The organism is Streptomyces sp. NPDC032822, from assembly GCF_055578825.1.
In genome coordinates, this window is sequence record NZ_JBVIOL010000007.1 from 436,498 (window position 1) to 451,485 (window position 14,988).

Below are 14,988 nucleotides of genomic sequence, written 5' to 3' on the forward strand. Positions count from 1 at the left end.
CGGGCAGTATGGTCGACGATCCTGTGTCGGACACAGTCGGCCCCCACTTCGTTATCAGACGCCTACACGGCGACTACCCGGCGAGTACGGGCCAGACCGGGCTAAACGAACAGGCTCAGCACCGCCGCCACCGCGAACCCGGCCACCGACAGGACCGTCTCCAGCACGGTCCACGTCTTCAAGGTGTCCCGTTCGCTGATGCCGAAGTACTTGGCGACCATCCAGAAGCCGCCGTCGTTGACGTGCGAGGCGAAGATGGAGCCGGCCGAGATGGCCATGATGACGAGGGCGACGAAGGCCTGGGAGTGGTCGCCCGCGGCGAGCAGCGGGGCCACGATGCCGGCCGTGGTGACGATGGCGACCGTCGCCGAGCCCTGGGCGACCCTCAGCACGACGGAGATCAGGTAGGAGAGGGCGATCACGGGGAGGCCGACGTCGTTGAAGGTGTCGGAGAGGGCCTGGGCGACGCCGCTGGCCTTGAGGACCGCGCCGAAGATACCGCCGGCGCCGACGACCAGCAGGATGTTGCCGACCGGCTTCAGCGACGAGGTCGACACCGTCTCCAGGGACTTGCGGGACCAGCCGCGGCGGATGCCGAGGAGGTAGTACGCGAGGAGCAGGGCGATCGTCAGGGCCACGAAGGGGCTGCCGAAGAACTCGATCACCGAGCGGGTGGTGGAGGGGTCCAGGGCGATCGAGGAGAAGGTGGCGGCGAGGATCAGCACCAGCGGGGTGCCGATGATGCCGAGGACCGTGCCGAGCGGTACCGGCTTCTCCTGCGGCTCCACGCCCGACTCGCGCTGCTCGTCGAGCACGGCGAGCCTGGCCTCGGCCGCCGCCTCGACCATGTCCTGCGGAACGGCGACGAAGATCCGCCGGCCGATCCAGGCCGAGTACGCCCAGGCCGCGAGGACCGCCGGGACACCGCAGACGATGCCCATCAGGATGACCCAGCCGAGGTCCACGTGGAGGAGACCGGCGGCGGCCACCGGGCCGGGGTGCGGGGGCAGGAAGGCGTGGGTCATCGACAGACCCGCGAGCAGCGGCAGACAGTAGAGCAGGATCGACTTGCCGCTGCGCTTGGCCGCCGCGTACACGATCGGCGCGAGGACGAAGATGCCGACGTCGAAGAAGACCGGGATGCCGAAGATCAGGCCGGTCAGGCCCATGGCGAGCGGTGCCCGCCGCTCGCCGAAGAGGTTCAGCAGCCGGGACGCCAACACCTCGGCCCCGCCGCTGACTTCGAGGATCGCGCCGAGCATGGTGCCGAGGCCGATGATGATCGCGACATGACCGAGGATGCCGCCCATACCGGACTCGATGGTGGAGACGGCGTCCGACCGCTGGACCGTGCCGAAGAGTTCGGTGACCGAGAGACCGGCGAGCAGACCGACGGCTATGGAGACGGCGAGGAGGGCGACGAACGGCTGGAGCCGGATCCTGATGATCAGGAACAGCAGGAGCGCGATGCCGAGGGCGGCCACCGTGAGGAGGCCCGCGGTGCCGTCGAGCAGGAGGAGCAGGCCACCGGTGTGGGGTGGCGTCTCGGCGGGAGCGGTGGCGGCGAGCGGATGGGACATGGGGGTCCTCTGGGTAGGCGCATACGGCTTTCGGGCAGGGCGGATCGCGGCATGGCACACCCGGGGGGTGCCATGCCGTGTACGGCGTGCGGGAGTCGAGCGGGTGTCAGCCCAGAACGGCGAGGGCGTCGATCTCGACGAGCAGCCCGGCGGGGAGGCCGACGTAGACCGTCGTGCGGGCCGCGGGCGGAGCGGTGAGGGCCTGCTCCTCGAAGTACGCGTTGTAGAGGGCGTTCATCTCGGCGAAGTGGTCGACGTCCGTGAGGTAGACGCGGACCATCATCACGTCGTCCCAGCTCGCGCCGCCCTCCTCCAGGATCGCCTTGACGTTGGCGAGGGTCTGGAGGGTCTGCTCGCGCAGGGTCGGCCCGGCGGGCGTGGGCGGTGTGCCCTCCTCGGCGGGCAGGAAGCCGACCTGGCCGGCGACCTGGAGGATGTTGCCCTTCCGCACCCCGTGGGAGAACTTCGCGGGCGGGGCGGTGTGGGTCTTCGGGGTGAGCGCGATCTTGTCCGTCATACGGTGTCCTTTGCTGGTGTTCTGCCGGAGTACTCGCCGCTGATCGCGTCCGCGGTACGGCGGACCAGCGGCAGCAGGGTGAGGAGTTCGTCGGCGGTGACGACGACGTTCGGCGCGGAGACCGACATCGCGGAGACGACCCGGCCGTCGGCGCCGCGGATCGGTGCGGCGATGCAGTTGATGGACTCCTCGTGGCCGCCGAGGTCGGTGGCCCAGCCCTGTTCGCGCACCTTCTCCAACTCCCGCAGGAAAGCGGGGGCGTTGGGTGTGGAACGGGCCGTGTACAGGGGGTAGTCGAGCTGGTCGGCGCGCACCCGGCGCTCGGCCTCGGGCAGGTCGGCGAGGAGGAGTTTCGCGACGGCGGCGACGGTGATGGCGACGGGCTTGCCGATCCGCGAGTACATCCGCACCGGGTAGCGGCTCTCCACCTTGTCGATGTAGAGGACCTCGTCCTCCTCGTGGACGGCGAGGTGCACGGTGTGTCCGCACTGCTCGTTGAGGCGTACGAGGTGGGGGTGGGCGATCTCGCGGATGTCGAGGTTCTCCATCGCCTCCTGCGCGAGGGCGATGAGGCGGGCGCCGAGGCGGTAGCGCTGGTCGGACTGGCGGTAGACCATGCCGTGCTCGTGCAGGGTGCGCAGGAGGCGCAGGGCCGTGGACTTGTGGACGCCGAGGCGGTCGGCGACCTGCCCCAGGTCGGCGGGGCCCTCGGCGAGCAGCGGCAGGATGCTGAGCGCGCGGTCGACGGTCTGGCTCATGGCGTACGTACCTCCTGGTCGGCCCGGTGTGCGGCCTGTGTCCAGCCGGGGCCGAGTCGAAGTGTCCCCCACGCGTCCTCGTCCAGGGCGGCCAGCCGGTCGGCGTGGTCGCGGGCGGGGGGCGCGGCCAGGTCACCGGGGGCGGTGAGGGTGGCTGCGGCCCAGAGGTGGCCGTGCCGGAGACGGTCCCGAAGGGGCAGTTCACGCAGGGTCGCGGAGAGGAATCCGGCGGCGAAGGCGTCACCGGCCCCGGTCGCCGCCACGACGTCCACGTGCGGGGCGGGAACAAGGACACCCGGGGCGGGGACGGGCCGGGGGTGACCGTCTCTCGCCGGTGCTCGCGGGATGGGACGAACCGGGGGGACGGCGATCTGCGGCCATGGGCCGCCGTCCGACCCGAGGGGCGCGGGGCCGTGTCGGTGTGCGGCTCCGTCGCGGGGCGCGGCCGGCCCCCACGGCGCCGCACCGGAAACGAATGCCACAGCCCCCCTCCCTCCTTGCTTCACCACGAGCACCCCCGGCTCGGGGAGCGCCTCACGCAGGGCCGACGGCCCTCCCGTCACTCCCCATGCCTCCTCCGCCTCGTCCTCACCCACGAACACGATGTCGGCCCCGCGGGCCAGCTCCAGCAGCACCCGCGGTCCGTCGGCGTCCCGCCACAGGCCGGCCCGGTGGTTGACGTCGAAGGAGACCAGGGGGCGGCCGGGCCGGGGGGCGGTCAGCTCGCGCAGCAGGTCCAGGCAGCTGTCGGAGAGGGCGGCGGTGATGCCGGAGAGGTGGAGGATCCGGCCCGCCCGGACCACGTCCAGGTCCAGGCCGGCCGCGGACATCGCGGAGGCCGCCGAGCCCGCCCGGTAGTACGCGACCTCGTGGGCGTCGGTGGAACGGTCGCCCGCGGTGCGGAAGTAGATGCCCGTCGGGCGCGCCGGGTCCCGGTGCACGGCGGAGACGTCGACCCCGTACCCGGCGATCCGCTGCACCAGGTGCTGCCCGAACCCGTCGGTCCCGACCCGGCTGACCCACCTCGCCGTGTGTCCGGCGGCGGCCAGCCCGCACGCCACGTTGGACTCGGCCCCGCCGATCGCCCGCTCGAAGGACGGTACGTCGGCGAGGCGGCCGGGGCCGGAGGGCAGGAAGGTGACCATGGACTCGCCGAGCGCGACGACGTCCACGACGTCAAAGGCATTGCGGGGTCCGGTGTTGGTCACGATCGTCGTAGCTCCTCGAACCTGGTGCGGGGCGGCGGCCCCGTTGACCCCGCGTTGGGCGAGATGTTAGACAGCCGTAAGCAATATACGCAACGAGCGTTGCAAGAAATGCAACGCACCTGATCAGGGAGGCTCCATGGCCACCGAGGCGCTCGCCCGCCTGGCAGAGGAACGCGTCGACCACCGCTTCAAGGGCCTCCCTCCGGACGCCGACGGCCGCACCGTCGGCGAGCTGGCCGCCGAGCGCCGCAACCTCTTCACCGGCGGCTTCGCCACCCCGGTGCTGGCCCTCTCCGCCGAGCGCCTGGAGCACAACCTGCGGCTCATGGAGACATACGCGACCCGCCACGGCCTGGCGTTCGCACCGCACGGCAAGACCTCCATGGCCCCCCGGCTGTTCCAGCGGCAGATCGAGCACGGGGCGTGGGGCATCACCCTCGCCGTGCCGCACCAGGTACGGGTGGCCCGGGCGTTCGGCGTCCAACGGGTCTTCCTCGCGAACGAGTTGGTGGACGCGCCCGCCCTGCGCTGGATCTCCTCCGAGCTCGACGCCGACGACGACTTCCGCGTCATCTGTTACGTCGACTCCGTGCGCGGTGTCGAGCTGATGGACGCGGCCCTGCGCGGAGCGCGCCGCCCCCTGGACGTCGTCGTCGAGCTGGCCGCCGGCGAGGGCGCCCGCACCGGCGTCCGTACGGAGGCGCAGTGCGCGGCGGTCGCGGACGCCGTGGCGGGGACGCGGACGCTGCGGCTGGTCGGCGTGGCGGGCTACGAGGGCGAGGTCCCGCAGGCCACCCCGGAGCGGGTGCGCGGCTGGCTCCGGCGGCTGGTCGCCCTCGCCGCGGACTTCGACAAGGCGGGCCGGTTCGCGGGCACGGGAGCGGAGGAGATCGTGGTGAGCGCGGGCGGCAGCGCCTGGTTCGACGCGGTGGCCGACGTCTTCACCGAGATCCCCGGACTCTCCCTCCCGGTCCTGAAGGTGCTGCGCTCGGGCGCCTACGTCTCGCACGACGACGGCCACTACCGGAAGATCACCCCCTTCAACCGGGTGCCCGAGGAGGGTGCCCTGGAGCCCGCCTTCCGGCTCTGGGCACAGGTGGTGTCCCGGCCCTCCGCCGAGCAGGCCTTCCTGAACGCGGGCAAGCGGGACGCGGCGTACGACCTCGACCTGCCCGTCGCCCAGGTCGTCCGCAGGAACGGGGAGGGGGAAGGGGGCGGTGTCGAGCGTCCGGCGACCGGCATCGAGGTGACGTCCCTGTCCGACCAGCACGCCTGGTTGCGGACGGGCCCGGAGGCGGATCTGGAGGTCGGCGACTGGGTCGGCCTCGGGCTGTCCCACCCGTGCACGTCCTTCGACAAGTGGCAGCTGATCCCGCTCGCCGAGGCGGACGGCACGGTCGTCGACTACATCCGTACGTTCTTCTAGGGAGACCGGACGTGGAAGAGCTCGTCATCCGGGACGCGGACGTGGTGGACGGCTCGGGCGGCCCCTCGTACCGCGCCGACGTGGTCGTGGACGGCGGCCGGATCGTGTCGATCGTCCAGGAGGCCGCGGCGGCGGGCTGCCAACGGCCGAAGGCGGTAAGGGAGTTGGATGCGGAGGGGCTGGTCCTCTCCCCCGGCTTCATCGACATGCACGCGCACAGCGACCTGGCGCTGCTGCGGGACCCCGACCACAGCGCGAAGGCCGCGCAGGGCGTCACCCTCGAAGTCCTCGGCCAGGACGGGCTGTCGTACGCCCCGGTCGACGACCGTACGCTCGCCGAGGTCCGCCGCGCGATCACCGGCTGGAACGGCGACGGCGACGACATCGACTTCGACTTCGACTGGCGGTCGGTCGGCGAGTACCTCGACCGGCTGGACTCCGGTGTCGACGGGCAGGGCATCGCCGTCAACGCCGCCTACCTGATCCCCCAGGGCACGGTCCGCGCGCTCGCCGTCGGCTGGGAGGACCGGGAGGCCACACCCGAAGAGCTGGACCGGATGCGGCGGTTGGTCGCGGAGGGCCTGGAGCAGGGCGCGGTCGGCCTGTCCTCGGGCCTGACCTACACGCCCGGCATGTACGCCAAGGACGCCGAACTCACCGAGCTGTGCCGGGTGGTGGCGTCGTACGGCGGCTACTACTGCCCCCATCACCGCTCGTACGGGGCCGGGGCGCTGGAGGCGTACGAGGAGATGGTGGCCCTGGCCCGGGAGGCCGGCTGCCCGCTCCATCTCGCCCACGCCACCATGAACTTCGGCGTGAACAAGGGCCGCGCACCGGAGCTGCTGTCCCTGCTGGACGAGGCGCTCGCCGCCGGGGCCGACATCAGCCTCGACACCTACCCCTACACGCCCGGCTCGACCACGCTGGTCGCCCTGCTGCCGAGCTGGGCGAGCGAGGGCGGCCCGGCGGAGATCCTGAAGCGGCTGGCGGACGAGGGGACGGCGGAGCGGATCCGGCACCATCTGGAGGTCGTCGGCGCGGACGGCTGTCACGGGGTGCCCGTGGAGTGGGAGACGATCGAGATCTCCGGCGTGCGGGACCCCGCTCTCGCGGACTTCGTCGGCCGTACGGTCCGGGAGTCCGCCGCGCTGCGCGGCGAAGCCCCCTGGGTGACCGCCCGCCGCCTCCTCCTCGACGACCGGCTGGGGTCGACGATCCTCCAGCACGTGGGCCACGAGGAGAACGTGCGGGCGATCATGCGCCACCCCGTCCACACCGGCGGCTCGGACGGCATCCTCCAGGGCGGCAAGCCGCACCCGCGCGCGTACGGCACCTTTCCCCGCTATCTCGGCCGGTACGTAAGGGAGTTGGGCGTGCTCTCGCTGGAGGAGTGCGTCGCCCACCTCACCGGCCGCCCGGCGGCCCGGCTGCGACTGCCGGACCGCGGGCTGGTCCGCGAGGGCTACCGGGCGGACCTGGTGCTGTTCGACCCGGCCGCGGTGGCGGCCGGGTCGACCTTCGAGAACCCGCGGGTGCTCCCGACGGGCATCCCGTACGTCCTGGTCGACGGCCGTTTCGTCATGGCGGACGGCCGGCGGACGGACGTGCTGGCGGGGCGGGCGGTACGCAGGACCGCCCCGGCCGGGCACTGAGCCGCTACGGCTTGGGCAGGGTGCATCCGGAGGCGCTCAGGCTGAGCACGTTGCCGGTCGTGAAGCAGGCCGGGAACTGGTAGGTCTCCTGGGCGTAGTTGATGCCCTGGCGGACGGTGACGTTGCCGCTCGCGTCGACCTCGCACGGGTTGTTGACCGTGCAGCGCTCGCCGTCCTCGTTACCGGTGTTGTTGACGGCGACGACGTTGCCGGTGGCCTGGTCGACGACCGGTGAGCCCGAGGTGCCGCCGATGGTGTTGCAGGCCGAGGTGTAGCGGACCGAGTCCTTCCAGGTCCAGTCGCCCTCCTTCATGGTGTGCACGAACCCGTCGACGGAGCAGCTGTAGAGCCGCTTCCAGTAGCCGGAGGCGACGGTGATCGCGGTGCCGGCGGTGGGGTGCGTGTTCTGCACGGTCAGCGCGCTGATGCCGTAGGAGCTGCGGATCGCCGCGTAGGTCGTGGTGAGGCGGTAGATCGTGGCGTCCGTGTCGGTCATCGTCGAGTAGGCGATCCTGTTGGCACGCAGCGTCGCGACCCGGGTGCCGGCGGAGTTGAGCAGGCCGAAGGTGCGGGTGGACGCCTGGTTGACGATCACCTCGCCGGGCTCCGGGAAGCCGCTCTCCAGGCAGTGGCCGTTGGTGAGGACCAGGGCCGGGGCGGTGTCGAGGGAGTTCGGGAAGCGGACGACCGAGCCGGAACAGTTGCTGAGCGCGACGGTCCCGGCGAGGGTCACGGCCTTGAGCGTCGGCGAGGCGGCCTTGGCGTCCACGGCCGGTGACGCGGCGGCGGTGACCGCCGTCGTGGCGGGCGCGGGAGCCGCGACCGCCGGTGCCGCGCCGGCCCCGGCGATGACCAGGGCGAAAAGCGCGGCGACGAGAGGCTTTCTCATGCGGGGGGTCCCCTCTGGAACGGCTGAGGGCGACCGGAGGTCTTCCGGCCACCCGGCGTTTTTGTCATGCGCATTGTTAGGCCGGAGGGGCGGGTGGGCAAGGAGTTGATTCCGGCCACGGGTGGCGTGGCGGAAAACACGACCCACCCAGCGTTACCGGGCCGTAAGCTCCCAGACATGCAGGTGATCCAGTCGACCAAGCTCGCCAATGTCTGTTACGAGATCCGGGGCCCGGTTCTTGAGGAGGCGATGCGGCTGGAAGCGGCCGGTCACCGCATCCTCAAGCTGAACACCGGCAACCCCGCCGCCTTCGGGTTCGAGGCACCGCCCGAGATCCTGGAGGACATCCTCCGCAACGTCTCCTCGGCGCACGGCTACGGCGACGCGAAGGGCCTGCTCGCCGCCCGCCGGGCCGTCGTCATGCACAACCAGACCCTCGGTATCGAGACCGACGTCGAGCACGTCTTCATCGGCAACGGCGTCTCCGAGCTGATCGTGATGGCGATGCAGGGACTGCTGGACGACGGGGACGAAGTGCTCGTACCGGCCCCGGACTACCCGCTGTGGACCGCCGCCGTGTCCCTCTCCGGCGGCACGGCCGTGCACTACCGCTGCGACGAGCAGGCCGACTGGATGCCCGACCTCGCCGACGTGGAGCGGAAGGTCACCGACCGCACCAAGGCGATCGTCGTCATCAACCCGAACAACCCGACGGGCGCGGTCTACGACGAGGCGATGCTGCGCGGCCTCACCGACATCGCCCGCCGCCACAACCTGCTGGTCTGCTCCGACGAGATCTACGACAAGATCCTCTACGACGAGGCCACCCACACCCCGACCGCCAAGGTCGCCCCGGACCTGCTGACCCTCACCTTCAACGGGATGTCCAAGGCGTACCGGGTCGCCGGCTACCGGGTCGGCTGGATGTCGATCTCCGGGCCGCGCGCGCACGCCGACTCCTACATCGAGGGCCTGACGATCCTGGCGAACATGCGCCTGTGCGCGAACATGCCGGGCCAGCACGGGGTGGTCGCCGCGCTCAGCGGCCGGCAGACCATCGAGGACCTGGTACTGCCGGGCGGGCGGCTGCGCGAGCAGCGGGACGTGGCGCACGAACTGCTGACCCAGATCCCGGGGGTGAGCTGCGTGAAGCCCAAGGGGGCGCTGTATCTCTTCCCGCGCCTCGACCCCAAGGTCTTCAAGATCAAGGACGATCGGCGGATGGTCCTGGACCTGCTCCGGCAGGAGAAGATCATGGTCGTCCAGGGCACCGGCTTCAACTGGCCCGAACCGGACCACTTCCGGGTGGTGACCCTGCCGACGGTGACCGACCTGCGGTCGGCGATCACCCGGATCGGGACGTTCCTGGACGGGTACGGCCAGCCCTGAGCAGGCGGTAAACCGCCCCGGGCCGGGAATCTCCCCGATCACTCAACTTTAGACGAAATCTAAGCTAGGATGGTTTCCTGATTACCCAGGAGGCCATCCCATGTACGAGCCGATCCGCACCAAGTCGGTCCACAGCACGATGGCCGGCACGACCTCCGACTTCCCCCACCGTTCCCGTGAGGAAGAGCTGGACATCCAGCTCGCGGGCCATCTCGCCGCGCTGCTCACCGTCACCGACGAACTGCGCGCACTGGCACCGTCCACCGACCTGGACACCGCGACCGACCGGCTCACCGACCAGGTGACCCGGCTCCGGGGAGGCCGCATGCCGGCCCGAGCACCGCGCACGGCCGCCACCGGCCGGGCGAACCTCGCACCCCTGCACCAGCGGGCGCACGACCTCGCCGGACGCGCCCTGCTCGTCGCGGCCTCCCGCGCCGACACCGCGGCGGCGATCCTGTCCGCCGAGCGCATGGACGCCCACGCGGCGGCCCTGGACCCGCGGGAACTCGCGGCCCACTGAGCCCTGCGGCTCCCTTGAACGGCCCCGGTCCGCGTGCACCCGCAGCGACGCGCGGACCGGGCGCCATGGCACTGCGTTCGCTTGAGCGGCGGGTGTTGTTCTCGTCCGTGATGAAGCGCCGGGCTGTCGCCGTGCGATGCGCCCGCCGTAGCCGGTCCGGGGGCCGGGCGGCTGCGGGCAGTCCGTGGCCGGTCGCGCGGTTCCCCGCGCCCCTGGCGGCGCGCAGCGCCGCAGAGGGGCGGCGGGCCGTATCCGCATGCGGCTCCGCCTCGTGGGCGCGGTCGGCCACGAGGAACCCGCACCGGAAAACGGCGAAGGCCTGCCGTTGCCACCCCCGTCGGGGCGGACGGGGAACAACGACAGGCCTGGAGCCACACACTCCATTGTGCGCGACTTCGCCGTGACGCACCGCGGCCGACCGTGACGATATTCCTGGTCAGGGCACGATCGGAGCCGGCCGCGGCGTTCTTGGGGGACCGTCAGCCCAGCCGCTGCACCAGCGCCCGGTACTCGTCCCACAGTTCCTTCGGCGTGTGCTCGCCGAAGGTGTTGAGGTGCTCGGGGACCAGGGCGGCCTCCTCGCGCCAGACCTCCTTGTCGACGGTGAGGAGGAAGTCGAGGTCGGACTCGGAGAGTTCGAGACCGTCCGTGTCCAGCGCGCCCTTCGCCGGCAGCACGCCGATCGGGGTCTCGACACCCTCGCCCGTGCCGTCCAGGCGCTCCACGATCCACTTCAGGACGCGGCTGTTCTCGCCGAAGCCGGGCCAGACGAACTTGCCCTCGTCGTTCTTGCGGAACCAGTTGACGTAGTAGATCTTCGGGAGTTTCGCCTGGTCCTTGCCCTTGGCGACGTCGACCCAGTGGCCCATGTAGTCGCCCATGTTGTAGCCGCAGAACGGCAGCATGGCGAAGGGGTCGCGGCGCAGCTCGCCGACCTTGCCCTCGGCGGCGGCGGTCTTCTCGGAGGCCACGTTGGCGCCGAGGAAGACGCCGTGGTTCCAGTCGAAGGACTCCGTCACCAGCGGTACGGCGGTGGCGCGGCGCCCGCCGAAGAGGATCGCCGAGATCGGCACGCCCTTGGGGTCCTCCCACTCGGGCGCGATGATCGGGCACTGCGAGGCGGGGGTGGTGAAGCGGGCGTTCGGGTGGGCCGCCGGGGTGTCCGAGGACGGCGTCCAGTCCTTGCCCTTCCAGTCCGTGAGGTGGTCCGGGGTCTCCTCCGTCATGCCCTCCCACCAGACGTCGTTGTCGTCGGTGAGGGCGACGTTGGTGAAGACGGAGTTGCCCCACAGCGTCTTCATCGCGTTGGCGTTGGTGTGCTCACCGGTGCCGGGCGCGACGCCGAAGAAGCCGGCCTCGGGGTTGATGGCGTAGAGACGGCCGTCCTCGCCGAAGCGCATCCAGGCGATGTCGTCGCCGATGGTCTCCACGGTCCAGCCGCGGGTGGTCGGCTCCAGCATCGCGAGGTTGGTCTTGCCGCAGGCGCTCGGGAAGGCGGCGGCCACGTACTTCGGCTCGACCCGGCCGGAAGCGGAGGGGGGCGGCGTGAGTTTGAGGATCAGCATGTGCTCGGCGAGCCAGCCCTCGTCGCGGGCCATGACGGAGGCGATGCGCAGGGCGTAGCACTTCTTGCCGAGCAGGGCGTTGCCGCCGTAGCCGGAGCCGTAGGACCAGATCTCGCGGCTCTCGGGGAAGTGCGAGATGTACTTGGTGCTGTTGCAGGGCCACGGGACGTCCGTCTCGCCCTCGGCCAGCGGGGCGCCCAGGGTGTGGACGGCCTTGACGAAGAAGCCGTCGGAGCCGAGTTCGTCCAGGACCGGCTGGCCCATGCGGGTCATGGTGCGCATCGACACGGCGACGTAGGCGGAGTCGGTGATCTCGACGCCGATCGCGGAGAGGTCGGAGCCGAGGGGGCCCATGCAGAAGGGCACGACGTACATCGTGCGGCCCTTCATCGAGCCGCGGAAGACGCCCTTCTCGCCCTGGAAGATCTCGCGCATCTCCGCGGGAGCCTTCCAGTGGTTGGTCGGGCCGGCGTCCTCTTCCTTCTCCGCGCAGATGAAGGTCCGGTCCTCGACCCGGGCGACGTCGGTCGGGTCGGAGGCGGCGTAGTACGAGTTGGGGCGCTTGATCGGGTCGAGCTTCCGGAAGGTGCCCTTCGCGACGAGCTCCTCGCACAGGCGCTCGTACTCGGCCTCGGATCCGTCGCACCAGACCACACTGTCCGGTTGCGTCAGTTCTGCGATCTCGTGCACCCACGAGACCAGTTCCTTGTGGGTGGTGGGAACGACGGGGGGAGCCGCGATGTCGCGCGCCACGATTGCTCCTAAGTGAGGGATTCTGTCCTTGTATGCCCCGTGGGGGCTGCGACCCGGACGCTTCACGGTGTTCGATCTGCCTGGCGCTCATCCGGTGCCGACCGCACTCATTTGATCATCCGACGAGCGCGCCCATCTGTCCAGAGGGCCGCACAGGTGAGCGGAGTGAGGATCGCCACGTGTAGAGCCGCCGTTTTACGTCCCCATGGGATTCGTCTGGCGGTTCCTTGACGCGAGGGCGCCGCCCGGTGCGCGTGAGACGATGGCCACTCTTGTTCGGTCAACGCGTCGCGCTGACTCCGTACTTACGGTTCCGTAGGTACGATGCCCCCTATGACTGCGTCCGTCCCCGACGCGCCCACGGACACGCCGCCAGCAGGCCGCGGCCCCGTCGCGCTCTCCCTGCCGCATCCGGTCAAGCCCAAGCTCCGCGGCTGGATCCATCTCGGAATGTTTCCGGCCGTACTCGTCGCGGGTCTGATCCTCACCGCCCTCGCCGACTCGACCAGGGGCCGTATCGCCTGCGGGATCTTCGCCCTGACGGCCTGTCTGCTGTTCGGCGTCAGCGCGCTGTACCACCGGGGCGACTGGAGCCCCCGGATGGACGGCATCCTGCGGCGGCTGGATCACGCCAACATCTTCCTGATCATCGCCGGCACCTACACCCCGCTGACGATGCTGCTCCTGCCCGGCGGCAAGGGAGAGGTGCTCCTGTGGGGCATCTGGGCGGCGGCCACGGCGGGCATCGTCTTCCGCGTCTTCTGGGTCGGCGCCCCACGCTGGCTCTACACGCCGTGCTACATCGCGATGGGCTGGGCGGCCGTCTTCTTCCTGCCCGACTTCATGCGCGCCGGCGGCATCGCCGTCCTCGTCCTGGTCATCGTGGGCGGCCTGCTCTACAGCGCGGGCGGAGTGATCTACGGCATCAAGCGCCCGAACCCGTCACCGCGCTGGTTCGGCTTCCACGAGGTGTTCCACTCCTTCACCCTGGCGGCGTTCGTCGCGCACTACGTCGGAATCTCCCTGGTGGCGTACCAGCACGCGTAGCCCTCCCCGGGGAGCACCCCGGAGACGACGGCCACGGCTTTCGAGCCGTGGCCGTTTTCGCGTTCCCCAAGAGGCGACCGACGATTGACAGTCACAACCTTTTGAGAGCTACTCTCATTTTATGGCTACTGTCACTCCTCCTGCCGTCACACCCGATCCACGTCGCTGGTGGGCCCTGGCCGCCCTGGTCGCCAGCATGCTCACCCTCGGTTTCGACATGACGATCCTCAACGTGGCGCTGCCGACGATGGCCGGCGAACTCGGCGCCGGCACCGGCGAACAGCAGTGGATGGCCGACGCGTACGTCGTCGTCTTCGCCGCGCTGATGCTCCCCGCCGGACTCCTCGGCGACCGGTTCGGGCGCCGGTCCATGCTGATCACCGGGCTGGGGATCTTCCTCGCCGGTTCCGTCGTGGGCGCCCTCGCCGGCGACGTGAACGCGGTGATCGTCGCCCGTGCGGTGATGGGCGTCGGTGCCGCGCTGGTCACCCCGCTCGCCCTGTCCGTCCTGCCCTCGCTCTTCGGGCCCGACGAGCGCACCAAGGCCGTCGGCATCATCTCCGCCGCCTCCGCGCTCGGCCTGCCGCTCGGACCGATCATCGGCGGCTGGCTGCTCGACCACTTCTGGTGGGGCTCGGTCTTCCTCGTCAACGTCCCGATGGCCGCGATCGGCATCGCCGCCTGCGTCCTCCTGCTGCCGGAGACCCGCGACCCCGCCTCCCCCAAGGTCGACACCGCCTCCACCGCGTTCACCGCGGGCGGCCTCGGCGCCCTCGTCTACGCGATCATCGAGGCGCCCACCCGCGGCTGGGGCGACCCCCTGGTCCTCGCCATGTTCGGCGCGGCACTCGTCCTGCTCGCCGGTCTGGTGCTGCGCGAGCGGCGGATGGAGCGGCCCATGCTCGACATGACGCTCCTCGCGCAGCGCGGCTTCCTGTTCAACACGGTCGCCGCGACCCTGGTGATGTTCGTCCTGTCCGGCCTGCTCTTCGTGCTGCCGCCCTACCTCCAGGCCGTCCTCGGCCACGACGCCCTCGGCACCGGTGTCCGGCTGCTGCCGATGATGGGCGGCCTGCTGGTCGCCGCGCGCACCGCGCCACGCGTTGTCGAACGGTTCGGCGCCCGGTCCGTGACCAGCGCCGGCCTGGTGGTCCTGGCGTTCGCCGCCCTTCTCGGCAGCCGTACGACGGTGGACTCCGGCTATGGCTTCACCGCGCTGTGGCTGTCCGTCGCCGGGCTCGGCTTCGGCTTCTCCGTCGTCCCCTCGATGACCGGCGCGCTCGGCGCGCTGCCCCGCGACCGCGCCGGCAGCGGCTCCGGGCTGCTCATGACGCTCCGCCAGGTCGGCGCCGCGATCGGTATCGCCCTGCTCGGCAGCCTGCTGTCCGGTGCCTACCGCGACCGGCTCGACGTCACCGGCCTGCCGGCGGGGGCCGCCGACACCGCCCAGGACTCCGTGGTCGCGGCCCACCTCGTCGCCGGGCGGACCGGCGCGGCCGACCTCGCGGCCTCCGCGAACAGCGCGTACGTCCACGGCATGGGCATCGTCCTGCTGGTGTGCGGGGTGGCCGCCCTGGTGTCGGCGCTGCTGGCCGCCGCGTTCCTGCCGAGCACCCCCATCGCACAGAGCGGGCCGAGCCCGGACATGGCCGGTGCGCGGGCCGATGCCCGACAATGAGCG

At 71.1% G+C, this 14,988-nt stretch carries 12 protein-coding genes; 6 read left to right on the forward strand and 6 right to left on the reverse strand.

Features of this window, described 5'->3' with window-relative positions; all coding sequences use genetic code 11:
- Positions 1–101 precede the first annotated feature (101 nt).
- The 4 genes from ACZ5VD_RS22525 to ACZ5VD_RS22540 form a co-directional block, all read right to left on the reverse strand.
- Positions 102–1,580 carry a GntP family permease gene (locus ACZ5VD_RS22525; RefSeq protein ID WP_468547361.1) on the reverse strand — a complete coding sequence of 493 codons (1,479 nt, stop codon included), beginning with the start codon at positions 1,578–1,580 and terminating at the stop codon, positions 102–104.
- Positions 1,581–1,686: 106 nt separating this feature from the next.
- A complete protein-coding gene (locus tag ACZ5VD_RS22530; protein WP_468547362.1) occupies positions 1,687–2,097 on the reverse strand; it encodes a RidA family protein in 411 nt (136 codons plus the stop codon).
- Complete coding sequence (locus ACZ5VD_RS22535; protein ID WP_468547363.1) at positions 2,094–2,855, reverse strand: IclR family transcriptional regulator; 762 nt, start codon at positions 2,853–2,855, stop codon at positions 2,094–2,096. The genes ACZ5VD_RS22530 and ACZ5VD_RS22535 overlap by 4 nt, the downstream gene beginning before the upstream one ends.
- Positions 2,852–4,063, reverse strand: coding sequence for a sugar kinase (locus ACZ5VD_RS22540; RefSeq protein WP_468547364.1), 1,212 nt, complete (start codon positions 4,061–4,063; stop codon positions 2,852–2,854). The genes ACZ5VD_RS22535 and ACZ5VD_RS22540 overlap by 4 nt, the downstream gene beginning before the upstream one ends.
- Before the next feature lie 136 nt (positions 4,064–4,199).
- On the opposite strand from ACZ5VD_RS22540, the gene ACZ5VD_RS22545 reads away from it, so the two are divergent.
- Both ACZ5VD_RS22545 and ACZ5VD_RS22550 read left to right on the forward strand, forming a co-directional pair.
- Entirely contained in the window at positions 4,200–5,489 is a 1,290-nt protein-coding gene (locus ACZ5VD_RS22545) for an amino acid deaminase (protein WP_468547365.1), read from the forward strand.
- Positions 5,490–5,500: 11 nt separating this feature from the next.
- Positions 5,501–7,141, forward strand: coding sequence for an N-acyl-D-amino-acid deacylase family protein (locus ACZ5VD_RS22550; RefSeq protein WP_468683045.1), 1,641 nt, complete (start codon positions 5,501–5,503; stop codon positions 7,139–7,141).
- Between the two features lie 4 nt (positions 7,142–7,145).
- Here the strand turns inward: ACZ5VD_RS22550 and ACZ5VD_RS22555 are convergent, their stop codons facing one another.
- The gene (locus ACZ5VD_RS22555) at positions 7,146–8,030 is read right to left on the reverse strand and encodes a trypsin-like serine peptidase (RefSeq protein WP_468547367.1); all 885 of its coding nucleotides are present in this window, start codon (positions 8,028–8,030) and stop codon (positions 7,146–7,148) included.
- Positions 8,031–8,207: 177 nt separating this feature from the next.
- Between ACZ5VD_RS22555 and ACZ5VD_RS22560 the strand changes: the two genes are divergently transcribed.
- Both ACZ5VD_RS22560 and ACZ5VD_RS22565 read left to right on the forward strand, forming a co-directional pair.
- Positions 8,208–9,419: a pyridoxal phosphate-dependent aminotransferase gene (locus tag ACZ5VD_RS22560; protein ID WP_468547368.1), complete on the forward strand. Its 1,212-nt coding sequence runs from the start codon at positions 8,208–8,210 to the stop codon at positions 9,417–9,419.
- 100 nt (positions 9,420–9,519) lie between these two features.
- Positions 9,520–9,942, forward strand: a complete 423-nt coding sequence (locus ACZ5VD_RS22565; RefSeq protein WP_468547369.1) for an SCO4983 family protein — start codon at positions 9,520–9,522, stop codon at positions 9,940–9,942.
- Between the two features lie 479 nt (positions 9,943–10,421).
- On the opposite strand, the gene ACZ5VD_RS22570 is transcribed toward ACZ5VD_RS22565, so the two are convergent.
- The gene (locus tag ACZ5VD_RS22570) at positions 10,422–12,260 is read right to left on the reverse strand and encodes a phosphoenolpyruvate carboxykinase (GTP) (RefSeq protein WP_468547370.1); all 1,839 of its coding nucleotides are present in this window, start codon (positions 12,258–12,260) and stop codon (positions 10,422–10,424) included.
- A gap of 333 nt (positions 12,261–12,593) precedes the next feature.
- Between ACZ5VD_RS22570 and trhA the strand changes: the two genes are divergently transcribed.
- Positions 12,594–13,307, forward strand: a complete 714-nt coding sequence (gene trhA / locus ACZ5VD_RS22575) for a PAQR family membrane homeostasis protein TrhA (RefSeq protein WP_468547371.1) — start codon at positions 12,594–12,596, stop codon at positions 13,305–13,307.
- Between the two features lie 121 nt (positions 13,308–13,428).
- Positions 13,429–14,985, forward strand: coding sequence for an MFS transporter (locus ACZ5VD_RS22580; protein WP_468683047.1), 1,557 nt, complete (start codon positions 13,429–13,431; stop codon positions 14,983–14,985).
- Positions 14,986–14,988 lie beyond the last annotated feature (3 nt).